The sequence below is a fragment of the Chlorogloeopsis fritschii PCC 6912 genome (genome assembly GCF_000317285.1).
Taxonomy (GTDB): domain Bacteria; phylum Cyanobacteriota; class Cyanobacteriia; order Cyanobacteriales; family Nostocaceae; genus Chlorogloeopsis; species Chlorogloeopsis fritschii.
In genome coordinates, this window is the sequence record NZ_AJLN01000062.1 from 32,358 (window position 1) to 45,885 (window position 13,528).

At 40.0% G+C, this 13,528-nt stretch carries 14 protein-coding genes and 2 pseudogenes; 9 read left to right on the forward strand and 7 right to left on the reverse strand.

The genetic code is table 11. The features are described from left to right. Positions 1–140 precede the first annotated feature (140 nt). Positions 141–800 (forward strand): methyltransferase domain-containing protein, encoded by a 660-nt coding sequence (locus tag UYC_RS0110210; protein WP_016877035.1) that lies wholly within the window; start codon positions 141–143, stop codon positions 798–800. A gap of 196 nt (positions 801–996) precedes the next feature. Here the strand turns inward: UYC_RS0110210 and UYC_RS0110215 are convergent, their stop codons facing one another. After that, positions 997–2,049 (reverse strand): hemerythrin domain-containing protein, encoded by a 1,053-nt coding sequence (locus UYC_RS0110215; RefSeq protein ID WP_016877034.1) that lies wholly within the window; start codon positions 2,047–2,049, stop codon positions 997–999. A 276-nt stretch (positions 2,050–2,325) separates the two neighbouring features. On the opposite strand from UYC_RS0110215, the pseudogene UYC_RS35480 reads away from it, so the two are divergent. Then, positions 2,326–3,065: pseudogene (locus UYC_RS35480) on the forward strand (LmeA family phospholipid-binding protein). Between the two features lie 90 nt (positions 3,066–3,155). Next, positions 3,156–3,698: a DUF2231 domain-containing protein gene (locus UYC_RS0110225; protein ID WP_016877032.1), complete on the forward strand. Its 543-nt coding sequence runs from the start codon at positions 3,156–3,158 to the stop codon at positions 3,696–3,698. A 155-nt stretch (positions 3,699–3,853) separates the two neighbouring features. Here UYC_RS0110225 and UYC_RS38865 read toward each other — a convergent pair whose 3' ends face one another. Next, positions 3,854–3,991 carry a hypothetical protein gene (locus UYC_RS38865; RefSeq protein ID WP_016877031.1) on the reverse strand — a complete coding sequence of 46 codons (138 nt, stop codon included), beginning with the start codon at positions 3,989–3,991 and terminating at the stop codon, positions 3,854–3,856. 185 nt (positions 3,992–4,176) lie between these two features. Between UYC_RS38865 and UYC_RS0110235 the strand changes: the two genes are divergently transcribed. After that, positions 4,177–4,398 carry a DUF167 domain-containing protein gene (locus UYC_RS0110235; RefSeq protein WP_016877030.1) on the forward strand — a complete coding sequence of 74 codons (222 nt, stop codon included), beginning with the start codon at positions 4,177–4,179 and terminating at the stop codon, positions 4,396–4,398. Positions 4,399–4,592: 194 nt separating this feature from the next. Here the strand turns inward: UYC_RS0110235 and UYC_RS0110240 are convergent, their stop codons facing one another. After that, a complete protein-coding gene (locus UYC_RS0110240) occupies positions 4,593–5,219 on the reverse strand; it encodes a glutathione S-transferase family protein (RefSeq protein ID WP_016877029.1) in 627 nt (208 codons plus the stop codon). 203 nt (positions 5,220–5,422) lie between these two features. Between UYC_RS0110240 and UYC_RS0110245 the strand changes: the two genes are divergently transcribed. The 5 genes and pseudogenes from UYC_RS0110245 to UYC_RS0110265 all read left to right on the forward strand — a co-directional run. After that, complete coding sequence (locus tag UYC_RS0110245; RefSeq protein ID WP_016877028.1) at positions 5,423–6,124, forward strand: SOS response-associated peptidase; 702 nt, start codon at positions 5,423–5,425, stop codon at positions 6,122–6,124. Positions 6,125–6,194: 70 nt separating this feature from the next. Next, positions 6,195–6,716 (forward strand): photosystem I assembly protein Ycf3, encoded by a 522-nt coding sequence (locus tag UYC_RS0110250; RefSeq protein ID WP_016877027.1) that lies wholly within the window; start codon positions 6,195–6,197, stop codon positions 6,714–6,716. 77 nt (positions 6,717–6,793) lie between these two features. Continuing rightward, entirely contained in the window at positions 6,794–7,084 is a 291-nt protein-coding gene (gatC, locus tag UYC_RS0110255; RefSeq protein ID WP_016877026.1) for an Asp-tRNA(Asn)/Glu-tRNA(Gln) amidotransferase subunit GatC, read from the forward strand. Positions 7,085–7,394: 310 nt separating this feature from the next. Further along, positions 7,395–8,366: a glutathione S-transferase family protein gene (locus tag UYC_RS0110260; protein ID WP_016877025.1), complete on the forward strand. Its 972-nt coding sequence runs from the start codon at positions 7,395–7,397 to the stop codon at positions 8,364–8,366. A 160-nt stretch (positions 8,367–8,526) separates the two neighbouring features. After that, a pseudogene (locus tag UYC_RS0110265) lies at positions 8,527–8,915 on the forward strand (CapA family protein); the annotation flags it as partial. A gap of 86 nt (positions 8,916–9,001) precedes the next feature. Here UYC_RS0110265 and UYC_RS0110270 read toward each other — a convergent pair. The 4 genes from UYC_RS0110270 to UYC_RS0110285 all read right to left on the reverse strand — a co-directional run bounded on the left by UYC_RS0110270 (position 9,002) and on the right by UYC_RS0110285 (position 12,921). Further along, complete coding sequence (locus UYC_RS0110270) at positions 9,002–10,045, reverse strand: glycoside hydrolase family 43 protein (RefSeq protein ID WP_235083024.1); 1,044 nt, start codon at positions 10,043–10,045, stop codon at positions 9,002–9,004. Positions 10,046–10,158: 113 nt separating this feature from the next. After that, complete coding sequence (locus UYC_RS0110275) at positions 10,159–10,968, reverse strand: phytanoyl-CoA dioxygenase family protein (RefSeq protein ID WP_016877022.1); 810 nt, start codon at positions 10,966–10,968, stop codon at positions 10,159–10,161. A 488-nt stretch (positions 10,969–11,456) separates the two neighbouring features. After that, positions 11,457–11,975, reverse strand: a complete 519-nt coding sequence (locus UYC_RS0110280; protein ID WP_016877021.1) for a hypothetical protein — start codon at positions 11,973–11,975, stop codon at positions 11,457–11,459. Continuing rightward, positions 11,959–12,921, reverse strand: a complete 963-nt coding sequence (locus UYC_RS0110285; protein WP_016877020.1) for a hypothetical protein — start codon at positions 12,919–12,921, stop codon at positions 11,959–11,961. The genes UYC_RS0110280 and UYC_RS0110285 overlap by 17 nt, the downstream gene beginning before the upstream one ends. Between the last annotated feature and the right edge of the window lie 607 nt (positions 12,922–13,528).

Genomic DNA, 13,528 nt, shown 5'->3' on the forward strand with positions numbered 1-13,528 from the left:
TTTTTAACCATGAGTTAAATTAGGTAAAGTAAGATGAATTTTACCAGTAATTTCTATAACATAGACTACTAGAACTACACTGAAAAAATAAACAAAAGGTTTTTCATATCCAAGACTTTTAAATGATGGAGGATGTGAGCATGAGTGCAACAACCAAATTAAAAGATGTAGTGAAAGGAATTCTTCCAGAACGCATTGTTTGGCAAATACAAAGTCTTCTACATGAGATGGCAACTCGAAAGTTGCGCGGATTAGAGTTTCATTTAAACCATCCGGATCGGTTGGTACTTGAAGATAACATCATTCCTTACTTTGTTGCTCATAGTGAGTTCAATAAAATTCTTTTTGTAGGCTGTGAATGGTTCACAAAACCATACGAAAAATACTTTAAAAATAAAGAGTACTGGACAATAGAAATTGATCCTGGTAAAGCTAAATATGGTTCAAGAAAGCATCATATTATAGACCCACTCCAAAATCTCAGCCATCATGTTGAAGATAATTATTTTGATTTAATCTTTTACAATGGAGTATTTGGATTTGGAATCAATACGAAAGAGGATACAGAAGAATCATTTTGGCAGTGTTTTCAATGTTTGCGTCCCGGTGGAGTTTTAGTGTTTGGTTGGAATGATAAGCCTGAGTATAAACCTTTTCCTGTGATTGAAGAGTGTGAGAATTTAAAAAGGTTTCAACCTTATATCTTCCCTCCTTTTGCAGCTACAGAATATACAGTTGAGGACGATCGCTTTGAATATGGGCACAGATTTAACTTTTACACTAAACCCGTGACAGCGTAGGTACAGATAATAAGTGATGATACAAAAACTCCCAACACTGTGTGTCGGGAGTTACAATACAAACCCAGCAAGTGGCATTCAGCACTAAAATCACATTCGGATATTAAGATTCAGTAAATGAGGAAAAAAGCAAAGTATTTTTACCTTTTTCCTTTTCTAGCTGTGATTGCTTTCCGATGAGGAAAACAAAGCTCTATTACTTAGACGCTGCACCCTGTTTACCCAGTCTCTCTTGAATTTTCTGTTTGGCAGCTTTGAATTGAGTAGCTAGTTGTTCGCTTTGATCACTGCTTAAGTTATTGCGAATAGCAGCGAACATTGTGCTTTCTTCTTGACGAATATGATCGCCTACAGCATCCATTAGCTGTCTAACTTTATCTTTGAATTGAGATGAAGAGGGATCGTTAGCCTTAATTTCCTCTAACATCCGCTTCATTTCAGCTTGCTCGTCATACAATTCTTGAGTGTCACCTTCACCGTAGAAAGGACGTACTCTTGGGTATACGACTTCTTCTTCAGCTTCAGCGTGAGCAGTTAGATCCTTATAAATTTGACCGAAGTATTCTTGGATCTTTTGTGGATCGTTGCTTGCCAACAGCTCGGTGAACAGGGTATTTACCTTGTTGTGATCCAGGCGGATAACATCCTGGACATTCATATCACTTTTATCAGAGGTTTGGGTAACAGCACTACCGAATACACCGCTCAATGCTGCCATTGCATCTTGCACACGTCCCCAGATACCTTGATCTGCTTCTTGTCCTGTTAATTCACGAACACCCAAAACCTCTAAAATACCTTTGAGTTGCTCTTGGTGAGCACGGTTTTCAAAGTTAACAGTATTTAAAGGCCCGATCGCCATCATGACGTCAGCACCGACTTTTTGAGCCGCCTTATGAACTGTTAAGCCGGACATTACTTGTTGGTGCTTCAGCAATTCATGCTGAAATACTTTTTCGTATGTGTTTAATTCAGAGCCTTGCATCAATTGCTGAACTTTTTTAACCATCTCAGAAATGGTTTTGTCAGGCTCGGCTTGAATACCGTACTGCACATTCACAGTTTCCAGAATGCCCATATTTTTATTGTCATCATCGAGCATTTTCTGGATGCGATTGCGAATTTCGTTATCAGAAATCTCTTTCAAAAATTGTTGCTCATTGTTGATAATCAACTTTTGAATTTCTTTCATATCTGCCAACTTTTTGGCAATAGCAGTACGTTTAGTATCGTCTAAAGTTGTTACCATCTTTAGTTCTCCTCTAACAAACTTTAATTGTTTGTATTTTCAACACTTTCAAGGTTGACATATTGTTTCAGAGCACTCCATCTTTCTTTTGAGCGATAACCCCGAAACCAAGGATATAAAAATTTCAATTTTCAGGATAATTTTTACAAGCGAATCGCATTTATACTTTTAGATAGATAACTGCTAAAACGACACTCCACCGTCGGGTAGATAAATTTTTATTTTTGCTTTTCTAGATTGGCTTCAGGATATTTAAAGAGAGGAGATCCGATCATAATGTCAGAAAATCCTGGGCTAGGAGAGCAGGCGCTAAATAAAGCCGCAGAGTAGGCTTATCTAGCCAATTAGATGAAGTAGAAAATTTAGATGTAAATATCCAAGCTGAACCTTTAAATCTAGTTCAGGGGCAGGTAGAGGCAGTTTCTATTGAAGGTGAAGGTTTGGTAATGCAGCAGGATCTGCGCATGGAAGAACTAGATATGGATATTGATAGTGTTGCTATCAATCCTCTCAGTGCAGCTTTTGGCAAAATTGAACTAACCAAACCTACCCAAGGTAAGGCACGGGTAGTTTTAACCGAAGCAGATATCAACCGTGCTTTCAACTCCGAGTATGTCCGTTCTCAACTGCAAACTCAGAAAATTCATGTTAATGGCAAATTAACAACATTTGTCCCTCAAAATGTAGAATTTCGCCTACCTGGAGAAGATAAAGTAGCATTGGACGCTACCTTACTTTTACAAGAAAGCCAAGAAACGCAAAAAGTCGCATTTTCAGCAGTACCGCGTGTTAATGACAGTGGGCAAACAGTGACTTTAGAAAATGTCGAATATGGTGAAAATCAGGAAACATCTCCAGAACTGACAAAAGCTTTGGTAGATGCTACCAGCGAAATTTTGGATTTGAGAAACTTCGATTTAGAAGGCATGACTTTACGGGTTAAAAATTTAGAGGTGGAAGTAGGCAAACTCATACTGCAAGCCGAAGCTTATGTTGAGCAAATCCCTACGGCATAATGTACAGATTTGTTTACTTTGGTGCAATTAGTGACACCAATTTACGGATAAATTTTTGAAGTCCTTTATTACTCGGAGTCTAGAGAAATTATGGAAACTCAAGAAAGAAATACTACACCTTATCCCAATATTCCTGCTTTTTTAGAAAGTGATGATAGAGAATTTCGTGATACTGGTGTACCTAGTACTGTTGCGATCGCAGGGCATCCTATCCACCCCATTCTTGTTCAATTCCCAATAGCATTCCTTGTTGGAGCGCTGTTAAGCGATGTTGCCTTCTGGTTAACTGATGACACTTTCTGGGCACGAGCCTCTTATTGGCTTATACTCGGCGGCTTGGTAGGCGGTATCGCAGCAGCTCTAACTGGTATTCTCGACTTTTTGAGAATAGGAAGAGTTCGCAAACGCACTGCTGGCTGGGCACACTTAATTTTAAACGTAAGTGCCCTAGTGCTGACAATTATTAACTTGGTATTGCGCTGGGATAATCCAGTTATGCCCATCCTACCTTGGGGACTTGTACTCTCAGTTATCGTAGCCTCGCTTCTCGGTGTATCTGGATGGTATGGTGGCGAATTGGTTTATAGGCATAAAATTTCTGTCATTGGCAACGGTAGACCAGATAGTCCTTAAAGACAAGGGGACACGGAGACAAGGAGGCAAGGAGAGAAGACGTGAGTCGCGATCCTTCCCCTTGTCCCCCTATCCTCTTTCTTTGCGTCACCCTCCGGGTACTCTACGAGAAGACGCCCTCTGGGCGTCTACACCAGTCGCCCCAAGTCTAAGTTCTACCCCTTCAGGGAAGGCTTCGCCAGCGGATATGCTTTGCGAACGCCGCAAAGCGGTTCAACCCAAGGTGCTGGTTCACCGCATTTCAATGTCTCCGCGTCTTCCTCTCCTTGTAGTCTGGGTAGTTTATATGCCATCTTGTACCTACTACCTCATCTCTTTTCTATTACCATGCTGGTGTTAAAGAAAACACAAAATGTATTTATATTCTCCTCTCCCTGCTCATCGTTGTCACGATGGGCTTTTTCTTCAGGTACTACAATGGCCCAGCCAATCACTGGTTTAATGATTACGGAGCCGCTGTATTTTACACAAAGAAGTTATGCACAAAAAAGTCAAAGTTAAGCCAAATTCCAGAATTCAAAAAATCGAGGAGGAAGCCGACGGCAGTTTGACTGTACATCTAAAATCTCCCCCTATAGATGGTAAGGCTAATCAAGAGTTAATTAAAGTTTTGGCAGAGAAATTTAATGTGCCAAAAAATAGCATCATAATTAAATCTGGTTTTAATTCCCGGCAAAAGTTAATTGAAATTAATCCATAAATATTGTAACTCTAAAAGATTCATTAGCCAAAATCTCTAGGAGTTAATGGTTAATGACTAATGGTTAATTGTCTTTGACCACTTAATCAAATTCTCCGCTAGAACCTAGAGTATATATTAATTACTATCTCCTACTTCAACAAAAACTCGTTTCCTTACATAATCAGGAAACGAGTTTTTTATATTTATATGTGTTAAATACAATACTTAGATTCTTCAGTAATGCTAATATATTCCGGTTGTGCTTTTACTCTTTCAATCCAAGCTTGAATAGCAGGAAATTGTGTCAAATCAAACCCGCCTTCATCCGCTACATGAGTATACGCAAATAAGGCAATGTCTGCGATTGTATAACGTTCTCCAACAAAAAAATTATGAGTCTGCAAATAGCTTTCCATCAAGCTAAGTGCTGCATAACCAGATTTATGTTTTTGCTCTATTGCTTCTTTATATTGATCGCCTTTACCTAGTATACTGATCAAGAATCTGGATGTAGCAATAAAAGGCTCATGGCTGTTCTGTTCAAAGAATAACCACTGCAGCACTTGTGCTCGTAACAAGCGGTCATAAGGTAAAAATTCTGTCCCTTCACTTAGATAAATTAAGATGGCATTGGATTCTGCCAAGTATTTACCTGGTTCAATTTCTAACAACGGAATTTTTCCAGCTGGATTTTTGCTTAAAAATTCAGGCGTTCTAGACTCGCCTTTTAAGATATTAACCTCTACCCTCTCAAATGGCATACCAATTTGCGATAATAAAAGACGTATCTTGTAGCCATTACCTGAAGGTAAAAAATCGTACAAACGCAGCGTTTCCATGCCTATAAATTTTGAGGTTAAGGTTGAAATTAAACATAATGAATTAACATACAATAGATTTACAAAAAAACAAATAAAGAGAAGAAAAATTTTAGAAATGCTGTTTTTAACTGCACTAATAAAATCTCTAAAAAGTAAATTGATGAAAGTATTATTTTTAGCATTGATAAGTTTAATATCGCAATTGGTAGAGTATAAAAATCATGTGTGGAAGATTTACTTTAAGCGTTATTCCAGAGGTTTTAGCCCAAGCTTTCCAGATTGAACACGTTCCAGACATAGAGCCGCAATATAACATTGCACCTACGCAAATGGTGTGGACAGTTATATATAACTCCCAGAGTCACAAGCGTGAATTTGAGCGATCGCGTTGGGGATTGATTCCTTCATGGGCAAAAGATTCAAGTATGGGAGCTAAACTAATTAACGCCAGAGCAGAAACCGTAGCAGAAAAACCTGCTTTTCGCTCTGCTTTCAAGCGCCGACGTTGTTTGGTGGTGGCAGATGGCTTTTATGAATGGCAAAAGCAAGATGGTAAAAAACAGCCATACTATTTTCGCCTCCGAAATGGACAACCCTTTGGCTTTGCTGGATTATGGGAAGAGTGGGAATCTCCCCAAAAGCAACAGATTAAATCCTGTACAATTTTGACAACACAAGCCAACGATTTACTGCAACCGCTCCACGAGCGTATGCCAGTCATTCTTACCGAGCAGGATTACGATATGTGGCTAAATTGCCAAGTACAAGAACTAGAAGCATTACAGCAGCTATTACAGCCCTACCGATCCGAGGAAATGATTGGCTACCCCGTTAGCACCTTGGTTAACAATCCCAAGCACAACAGTTCGGAATGTATCATTGGGCTTAACACGGAGAATGCTCCTGCAAATCAGTTAAATTAGCTATTGAGCCATAAAGCACTAATCCAACAGCACTTTTAGTCATTAGCCGAACATCTATAGAGAGGCACCTATGCCAAGAACTCAGAAAAACGATAACTTTATCGATAAATCTTTTACAGTCATGGCGGATCTAATCTTGAAGCTCCTGCCAACGAATCAAAAAGCAAAAGAAGCCTTTGCTTATTACCGAGATGGGATGTCAGCGCAGTCAGAAGGTGAATATGCTGAAGCTCTAGACAACTACAGAGAAGCTTTAAAACTAGAGGAAGATTCGCAAGATCGGAGTTTTATTCTTTACAATATGGGTCTAATTCATGCTAGTAATGGCGAGCATGAACAGGCTTTAGAGTTATATCATCAAGCACTTGAATCTAATCCTCGTTTACCTCAAGCCTTGAACAACATCGCCGTCATTTATCACTACATGGGAGAAAAAGCCAAGGAAGCAGGAGACGAAGACGGAGGCGAAGCTTTGTTTGATAAAGCTGCTGATTATTGGATTAGAGCCATTCGCATGGCTCCCAATAACTACATCGAAGCCCAAAACTGGCTGAAAACTACAGGGCGGATGCAAATAGACGTATTCTTTTAGTCATTAGTCATTAGTCATTAGTTTATTCACTAGTGGCTATTGACTATTAGCCATTAACTATTAGCCATTTATAAACTATGATTGACCGTGAACAAGTACGTAAAGTAGCTCATTTGGCTCGTTTAGAGTTGACACCAGAAGAAGAAGAAAAATTCACCACTCAATTGGGAAGCATTCTCGATTATTTTGAGCAGTTGAGCGAACTGGATGTTAGCAATGTGCCACCGACAACACGGGCAATAGATGTCAGCAACGTAACACGCCCTGACAATTTACAACCTTACCCCGATCGCGAAGCTATTCTCCAAAGTTCACCACAACAAGAAGGCGAATTTTTCAAAGTGCCAAAAATCCTCAACGAAGAATAGTTAGTAGTTAGTAGTTAGTAGGGGAGCCAGTGCGATGGGGAGGCAGCGTGGTGGACGGGTTTCCCGGCATAAAGCGACTGCCGTCGGCTCCGCCGACTTGTAGCACCTGGCGTGCGGGTTTTGTTGATTAACTTTGGGTTAAAACCGACAATTTATCTTTTAAACCCGCCCGTATAGTAGTTAGTAGTTGGTAGTCTATTATCCACTATCCACTAATTACTCCTAAGATTGATGATTTCTCAACCAAAATGTAACTTAATGATTTAAATGGGCAATTGTCCCTCATTACCACATTAAAAGGACGCTCATTATGGGTTTGGGAATTCTCAAGGATGGTAAGTGGATATCCGAGCGGGAGCAAGAAGACTCAGAAGGTAAATTTATCCGCCCTTCAACCACTTTCCGCAACAAGATTACAGCTGATGGTTCAAGTGGGTTTAAAGCTGAACCGGGGCGCTATCACCTATATATATCTTGGGCTTGCCCTTGGGCGTGTCGTACTGCGATTTTGCGCCAGTTAAAAGGATTGCAAGAAGCGATCGCTCTATCGGTAGTTGCCCCAGAAATTCACGACAACGGTTGGGAATTCTCAGATGAACCAGGATCTATCCCCGATCCAGTAAATGGAGCAAATTATCTCTGGCAAATTTATTTGCAAGCCGATCCGAACTACAGTGGACGAGTAACTGTCCCAGTTTTATGGGATATACAAACTGGTACAATTGTCAATAATGAATCCCGCGAAATTATGCGGATGTTTGATACTGAATTCAATCATATTGCCACCCATGATATAGATTTTTACCCAGAAAAGTTGCAAAAAGTTGTTGATGAGACAATAGATGCCATTTATCAACCGATTAATAACGGTGTGTATCGAGCAGGGTTTGCAACTAAGCAATCGGCGTATGATGAAGCAGTAACAGAATTATTTGCAGCTCTCGATGATTGGGAAAAAGTATTGGGCAAGCAGCGCTATTTGTGTGGCAATCAAATTACTGAAGCGGATTGGTGTATGTTTACTACCCTATTCCGCTTCGATAGTGTTTATTATGTACACTTCAAATGCAACTTACGCCGTATAGTAGATTACCCCAACTTGTGGAATTACCTCAAAGACTTGTACCAACAACCAGGAGTCAAGGAAACTTGCAACCTGGATCACATTAAAAGACATTATTATCGTAGCCATCCTAAAGTTAATCCCACTCGCATTGTTCCGAAAGGGCCATTGATTGATTTTGATGCTCCACACAATCGCGATCGAGTTTTTGCACAATAAATGTTACACCCTAGCTGATGAAGTGCGTGATTTGAGAGTGTAGTTGTGCAAGTAAATTTTTAACACTACTTCAGCAGTTATGCCCAGACTATGCCATAATTGCTACATTTCCCGCGGCTTTGTGGGATAGATTATATTTGATGGTGTCAGGAATGGAAATATGGCAAATCCACGACTAGGGGGGAAGCTACTCTCATTTGCTTTTATTGGTTTTTGTTTTTGTGTAGGTATCGGTATAGGAGTTGTGATTCGCTATGGGCGATCGCAAGCAACAAACACACCTGACGTACCCAGCAATACTGCACCAGAACCTTACTATTTGCCAGATTCCAATTCACTGCCATATATCAAAGAGCCAACTTATACAGACTCCATCACCATCCAAGCAGTTGGGGATATTATTCCCGGTAAAAATTTTCCTGAGCAAAGACTGCCAAGCGATCGCACCAACCACTTCCAAAACCAGTAAGTATATACTTACAAAGAGCTAATATTTTCTTCGGTAACTTTGAAAGTAGCTTAACTAAATACCGATACACAGTGGATGATTTTAGAAGTCAAGCTAAACCCTAAGGGAGATTTAGTAGCAAGTAAAATTACTCCCGTGCATATAGAAAAATAATTCTTCATCAAATTTATTTGCTGGCGATAGTTTGTGGTGTCCAAGTGGGGCCGTCGCAACGTGGCCCATCTGGTGTCCAGATTAGCTTATCTAGACACATTTGCCGCGCAGCCATTGTCATTCCCCAAGCATGGTAGATGATATACTCGGTTTGACCATCTGGGCCAATAACGATTGAGTTATGTCCAGGCCCAAGAACACGACCAGGAATTGATCGCAGTACGCGCGGCCCCGCTTCGTTGCCCTCATCAGAGTAAGGCCCCATCACACTATCGGCAACTCCATAATCCACACCATAATTCTCACTTTCCCAACGTCCGCCGCTATAAAAACAGTAGTACCGACCTTCATGTTTGCGAACACAGGGGCCTTCCAAAGTATGCCAATCAAAAATTTCACCGTACATCAAACGGTCGGCTAGAAACCGCTGCCAATCCGAACGCGCACGCAAAACGACTTTGCCAACCCCAGAAAGCTTTGTCATACCTTGAAGTCGGTCTACGAAAAGCGCAGTACCAGCACGCACACTGCCCTCAGTGTCTAAAAAATCGCGGGCGTAGAACAGATACCACTGTCCATCATCATCGCGAAATGGGTGCGGGTCAATAGCAAAGGAACAAGACTTCGGATCTACTAACGGTTCTCCAACATCCTGATAAGGGCCTAATGGAGTATCGCTGGTAGCAACACGCAACTGATGATTCTTGTCCTCGTGCCCTACAGAGTAGTAGAGATAGAATTTGCCGTCGCAGTAAGCAACTTCGGGTGCCCAAAAATTATCACCAAGGGTAGGATCTGGTCGTAACAGAGCGTTACCAACAAAATGCCAACTTACAAAGTCGAGAGAGCGTAAAAGGGGAAAGACACGCTGTTTTTTAGTTGAGTCGGCGGTTTCGTCTACCTCTCCTTGAGCCTCAGCTGCACCAGTTCCAATCGCATAGTATACGCCTTGGTACTTCCAGACAAAGGGGTCGGCAAAATAACCTTCGTAGACTGGATTAGTGTAGGTGCGCGTCTGGATGACTGTTTCGGGTGTTGGCTCGATATGAGACATCATGAATTCTGTAGGTAATTCAACTGCAAAAGACAGTGCGATCGCGAGAAGGAGGATAAAGATAACAAATCTTCCTCGATTTTTCTTTCTTAATCCTCTATCTCTGTGTTTGCATCTTAGTACTTGAAGTTCACGTAAGTTTCAACTTTTTCCTTTGGCAATCGCTCCACCACCTGACATCGCAGCAACTGCTTTATCTTCTCTGGCAGGCTCTCATAGTAATCTCGCGGGAGAGTCAAATCCACTTTCGCCGTGTGCAACCAATGCATAACGTAGCCCATGACTATCATTGGTCTTGGCTGGGAAGTCCTATTTGGTGAACCTCGGTGCAGGGCCAAAGGTGTTCGGATCATCACATCACCTGGTTGCATATAAAAAGATTCCATCGGAATTTCGCCACTGGCAATCTTTGCTAGGCCCTGATCACGCGGTAAGACGTGGGTGCCACGGGCCATCTGGAATGGCCCATTCTCTGCTGTTACTTCAACTAGTGGAAAGTTGACCGCTAGGGCGTAGAGTGGGGTTACTACTCGATCCGAGAACAAGGGGCGAAAATCACGGTGGATTTCCTGATAGTCCGAGCCTTGCACTGGTATATCAGCTCCTAACTGAGCCATCACGTATTCTTGGGGGAAAATGCGATCAAGAATACCCAGAATTACTGGATTGGCGAAAACCTCTGTATTGGCAAACGGAGTAACCCAAGGCAACGTCAGATAATAGCGGGCAATTTCACGAGGAGCTAGCCCCCCTGGTTGGTTCTGACGCTCTCGCAATAACAAATCAAAAGCTTTTGCCCACTCATCAATCAGATTTCTCTCAAAAAGGCCACGAATTACACAAATTCCGTCTCGATTCAGCTCTTGCGCGAATCGATCTAGGTCGGTAGCTGTATAGTTAGCTATACCTCCCATACTTTGAAGCATTTTGTCATCCTTTCCAATTCATGATGTTAAAGTCGAATTTAAATCGGACTTACAACAGCATACTTTTACCATTGCTTGTTGATAATAGCGTATCAAACTTAAAATGAGCTTTTCGATTATGTTTCTTATTGGATAACTTCTCTGAAGCATCTACTCAGTATTGTCAGATTGATTCGCTTGTTCAAAGAAAACCTATGCTTTTATACCCTCACCCCAGTTTTGAAGGCTGAATCGTTATTATTATGGAAGCGTTTTATAAATATGATCCGAAAATATAGCCCAAACCTTCTAGGATTTGGGCTATAAGAACGAAGCCCGCCTGTGTGGGCTATATTAAGAAGTTCCTTAATAGATAAATGGGATTATGCCTTTGCTAGTCCAGCAATTTAGGCAAAGTATCACCGCCGCGATCGCACGCGTAAATTCTTCTGAAAACACTTCAAATCCTAACAAGATTAGCTAATACTAAACACTATAGATAATGCGTTTCAACTTTTAACGAAAATAATATCACACGTACTGCAATACCATAATTTTCGCCAATTCTTGAGTCGTTTCGGGTAAATTAGAAGGTTGTAAAATTCGACTACAAGCAATGTAGCAATGAAGACGATTGCAAAACTTGTGAGCAATGTTTTCAAATTCAGATTTGCCAAAAAAGGTATATTCAAGTAACTTCCTACAGGATAAACAAGTAAGAAAGAAATCACTAGCAGTAAAAGCCAACTGATTTTTTTATTCTGTGGTGGTGCTAGCTTGTCAGCTGAAAAAGAGCTACACATACCTTTAACAAAGAAACGATGAGTGCCTTGAAAATATATGTTATGTCTTAGCTCATCCCAGACTTTTGCTAAAGGACAAATTTTTTCAGATAAACAATTTGGACACAAATGATTGATATCCTCAGCACCCTGCGCTGAAAAGAAAGATTCAGAATGCTGTAAATACTTTTCGTCTTTAGTTGCAGATTTAATCTGTTTTCTGGAAATATTAATTTGTGATTTCATTTCCATTTTCCAATTTTTTAAGCTGTTGTTTTAACTTGGTTTTAAGTTCTTTAACTTGTACTTCCAGCTGCAATTTTAATGTTTCAATTTTAGGAGTAAGTATAGCTTTTGTTTGGTCATATGAATTTTTAGCTGTTTTTTTAACTTTCTTTTCAACTGAAACTACCCAGTTTTGAAGCTGAGAGTTTTTCAGCGTGTAACTAGGACAATTAATAATAATTTCCAACCCTTGTTTTAGTAGCTCGATTTTTTCTTTTTGTTGCTCAAATTTTTGTTTCATATTGCCAATATCAAAGCATAAATTTAGAGTCACTTCACCTGCTTGTTGAATATTTAAAGCATAAATTATTTTCTGCTGCTGTTGAAGTTTTTGTTCTAAAGCATCTAATTCCTGTTGCCAAGACTCTACACTAGTATTAAATTCAGGAAATTTCTGAGAGGCTTCAACTTGATTGAATTCAGGATGAATATTAATTGATATTGAGGAAACCTTTCGAGGTGAGGAAATTTTCCTATCTCTTGGATGAGAGACTTTATTCTCATCTTTGAACACTGAGTTAAATAATGTAGATGGCTCAACAACGACATCAGGTAAAACTACCCCACTTAATTTATTGAGAATTTCTCTCCCTTCAACTTCAATGTAAGCCCACCTACCATCAATCTGAACTGCTATTGATTGAATATTACTATCAAAATTATGTATTTGATAATCTTTCAATTGTCCATTAAGAATACATATATCAGAGCCATTAGAGCGAATTGTATTCCCGTAATATATTTCGATTAATTCTGGAATATAATTCTCAGGAAAATTAGGATTACCCCAAAAGTTAGCAGTATTAAAGATATCAGTTGATTGTTGTTCTGCAAAAACTGCTATCTCTGCTGGAAGCTGTGCAACCTGCTGTAAATCAAAATTTGAGAACCGATTTTTTTCATCCATTGGGAAACTCCTAAGAGGATGCCAGATTCAGTAAGAAGCTCTCACAAAAGTAGCCTGTCACAGTAGAACTCACAAATCGATTGGTCAATTACCTTGATTAGGTTTAATGATGACAAGATGACTTTATCTTGTCAGTCGGAAAAGTTCAGAAGTTAAGGTTGGAAAAAGTCGGATACCACGAGCTAATTCACTTCAATATATTCTCACAGCAGCCAAACTTCCTGTAAATACAAAGGGATTTGTTTTCTTACTAAATGAGTCGGGCGATCGCTTCATATGCTTTTGATGCGATATCTATTTTGAAAAAATCTGAACAGACGCGATTTATCGCGTCTCTACTCACATTCATAAATAATATATAGTGTATTTTCAGCCAATTTAAATGCTTTCACCCTCATTACTTGATAAATAAGTAAACAAGCCGACGTTTTCCAACTGCAACTCCCGACTTTATCCGACTGACAAGTCAAAACCAGATTGTCATGATTAGAGGAAAGAAAAGTCAACGAATATATTCAAGGCGGTAGTGAAATTCCGTCTAGCTAACTATAGCTAGCCCAGCTAGACAGGCTCTTGCAAATGACTTTTCTTAATTGCGTCTACTGTA

Excerpts from the sequence above, each read along its gene's own strand:
- UYC_RS0110210 (WP_016877035.1), top strand. The coding sequence starts at position 141 with ATGAGTGCAACAACCAAATTAAAAGATGTAGTGAAAGGAATTCTTCCA.
- UYC_RS0110215 (WP_016877034.1), bottom strand. The coding sequence starts at position 2,049 with ATGGTAACAACTTTAGACGATACTAAACGTACTGCTATTGCCAAAAAG.
- UYC_RS0110225 (WP_016877032.1), top strand. The coding sequence starts at position 3,156 with ATGGAAACTCAAGAAAGAAATACTACACCTTATCCCAATATTCCTGCT.
- UYC_RS38865 (WP_016877031.1), bottom strand. The coding sequence starts at position 3,991 with ATGGCATATAAACTACCCAGACTACAAGGAGAGGAAGACGCGGAGACA.
- UYC_RS0110235 (WP_016877030.1), top strand. The coding sequence starts at position 4,177 with ATGCACAAAAAAGTCAAAGTTAAGCCAAATTCCAGAATTCAAAAAATC.
- UYC_RS0110240 (WP_016877029.1), bottom strand. The coding sequence starts at position 5,219 with ATGGAAACGCTGCGTTTGTACGATTTTTTACCTTCAGGTAATGGCTAC.
- UYC_RS0110245 (WP_016877028.1), top strand. The coding sequence starts at position 5,423 with ATGTGTGGAAGATTTACTTTAAGCGTTATTCCAGAGGTTTTAGCCCAA.
- UYC_RS0110250 (WP_016877027.1), top strand. The coding sequence starts at position 6,195 with ATGCCAAGAACTCAGAAAAACGATAACTTTATCGATAAATCTTTTACA.
- gatC (WP_016877026.1), top strand. The coding sequence starts at position 6,794 with ATGATTGACCGTGAACAAGTACGTAAAGTAGCTCATTTGGCTCGTTTA.
- UYC_RS0110260 (WP_016877025.1), top strand. The coding sequence starts at position 7,395 with ATGGGTTTGGGAATTCTCAAGGATGGTAAGTGGATATCCGAGCGGGAG.
- UYC_RS0110270 (WP_235083024.1), bottom strand. The coding sequence starts at position 10,045 with ATGATGTCTCATATCGAGCCAACACCCGAAACAGTCATCCAGACGCGC.
- UYC_RS0110275 (WP_016877022.1), bottom strand. The coding sequence starts at position 10,968 with ATGCTTCAAAGTATGGGAGGTATAGCTAACTATACAGCTACCGACCTA.
- UYC_RS0110280 (WP_016877021.1), bottom strand. The coding sequence starts at position 11,975 with ATGAAATCACAAATTAATATTTCCAGAAAACAGATTAAATCTGCAACT.
- UYC_RS0110285 (WP_016877020.1), bottom strand. The coding sequence starts at position 12,921 with ATGGATGAAAAAAATCGGTTCTCAAATTTTGATTTACAGCAGGTTGCA.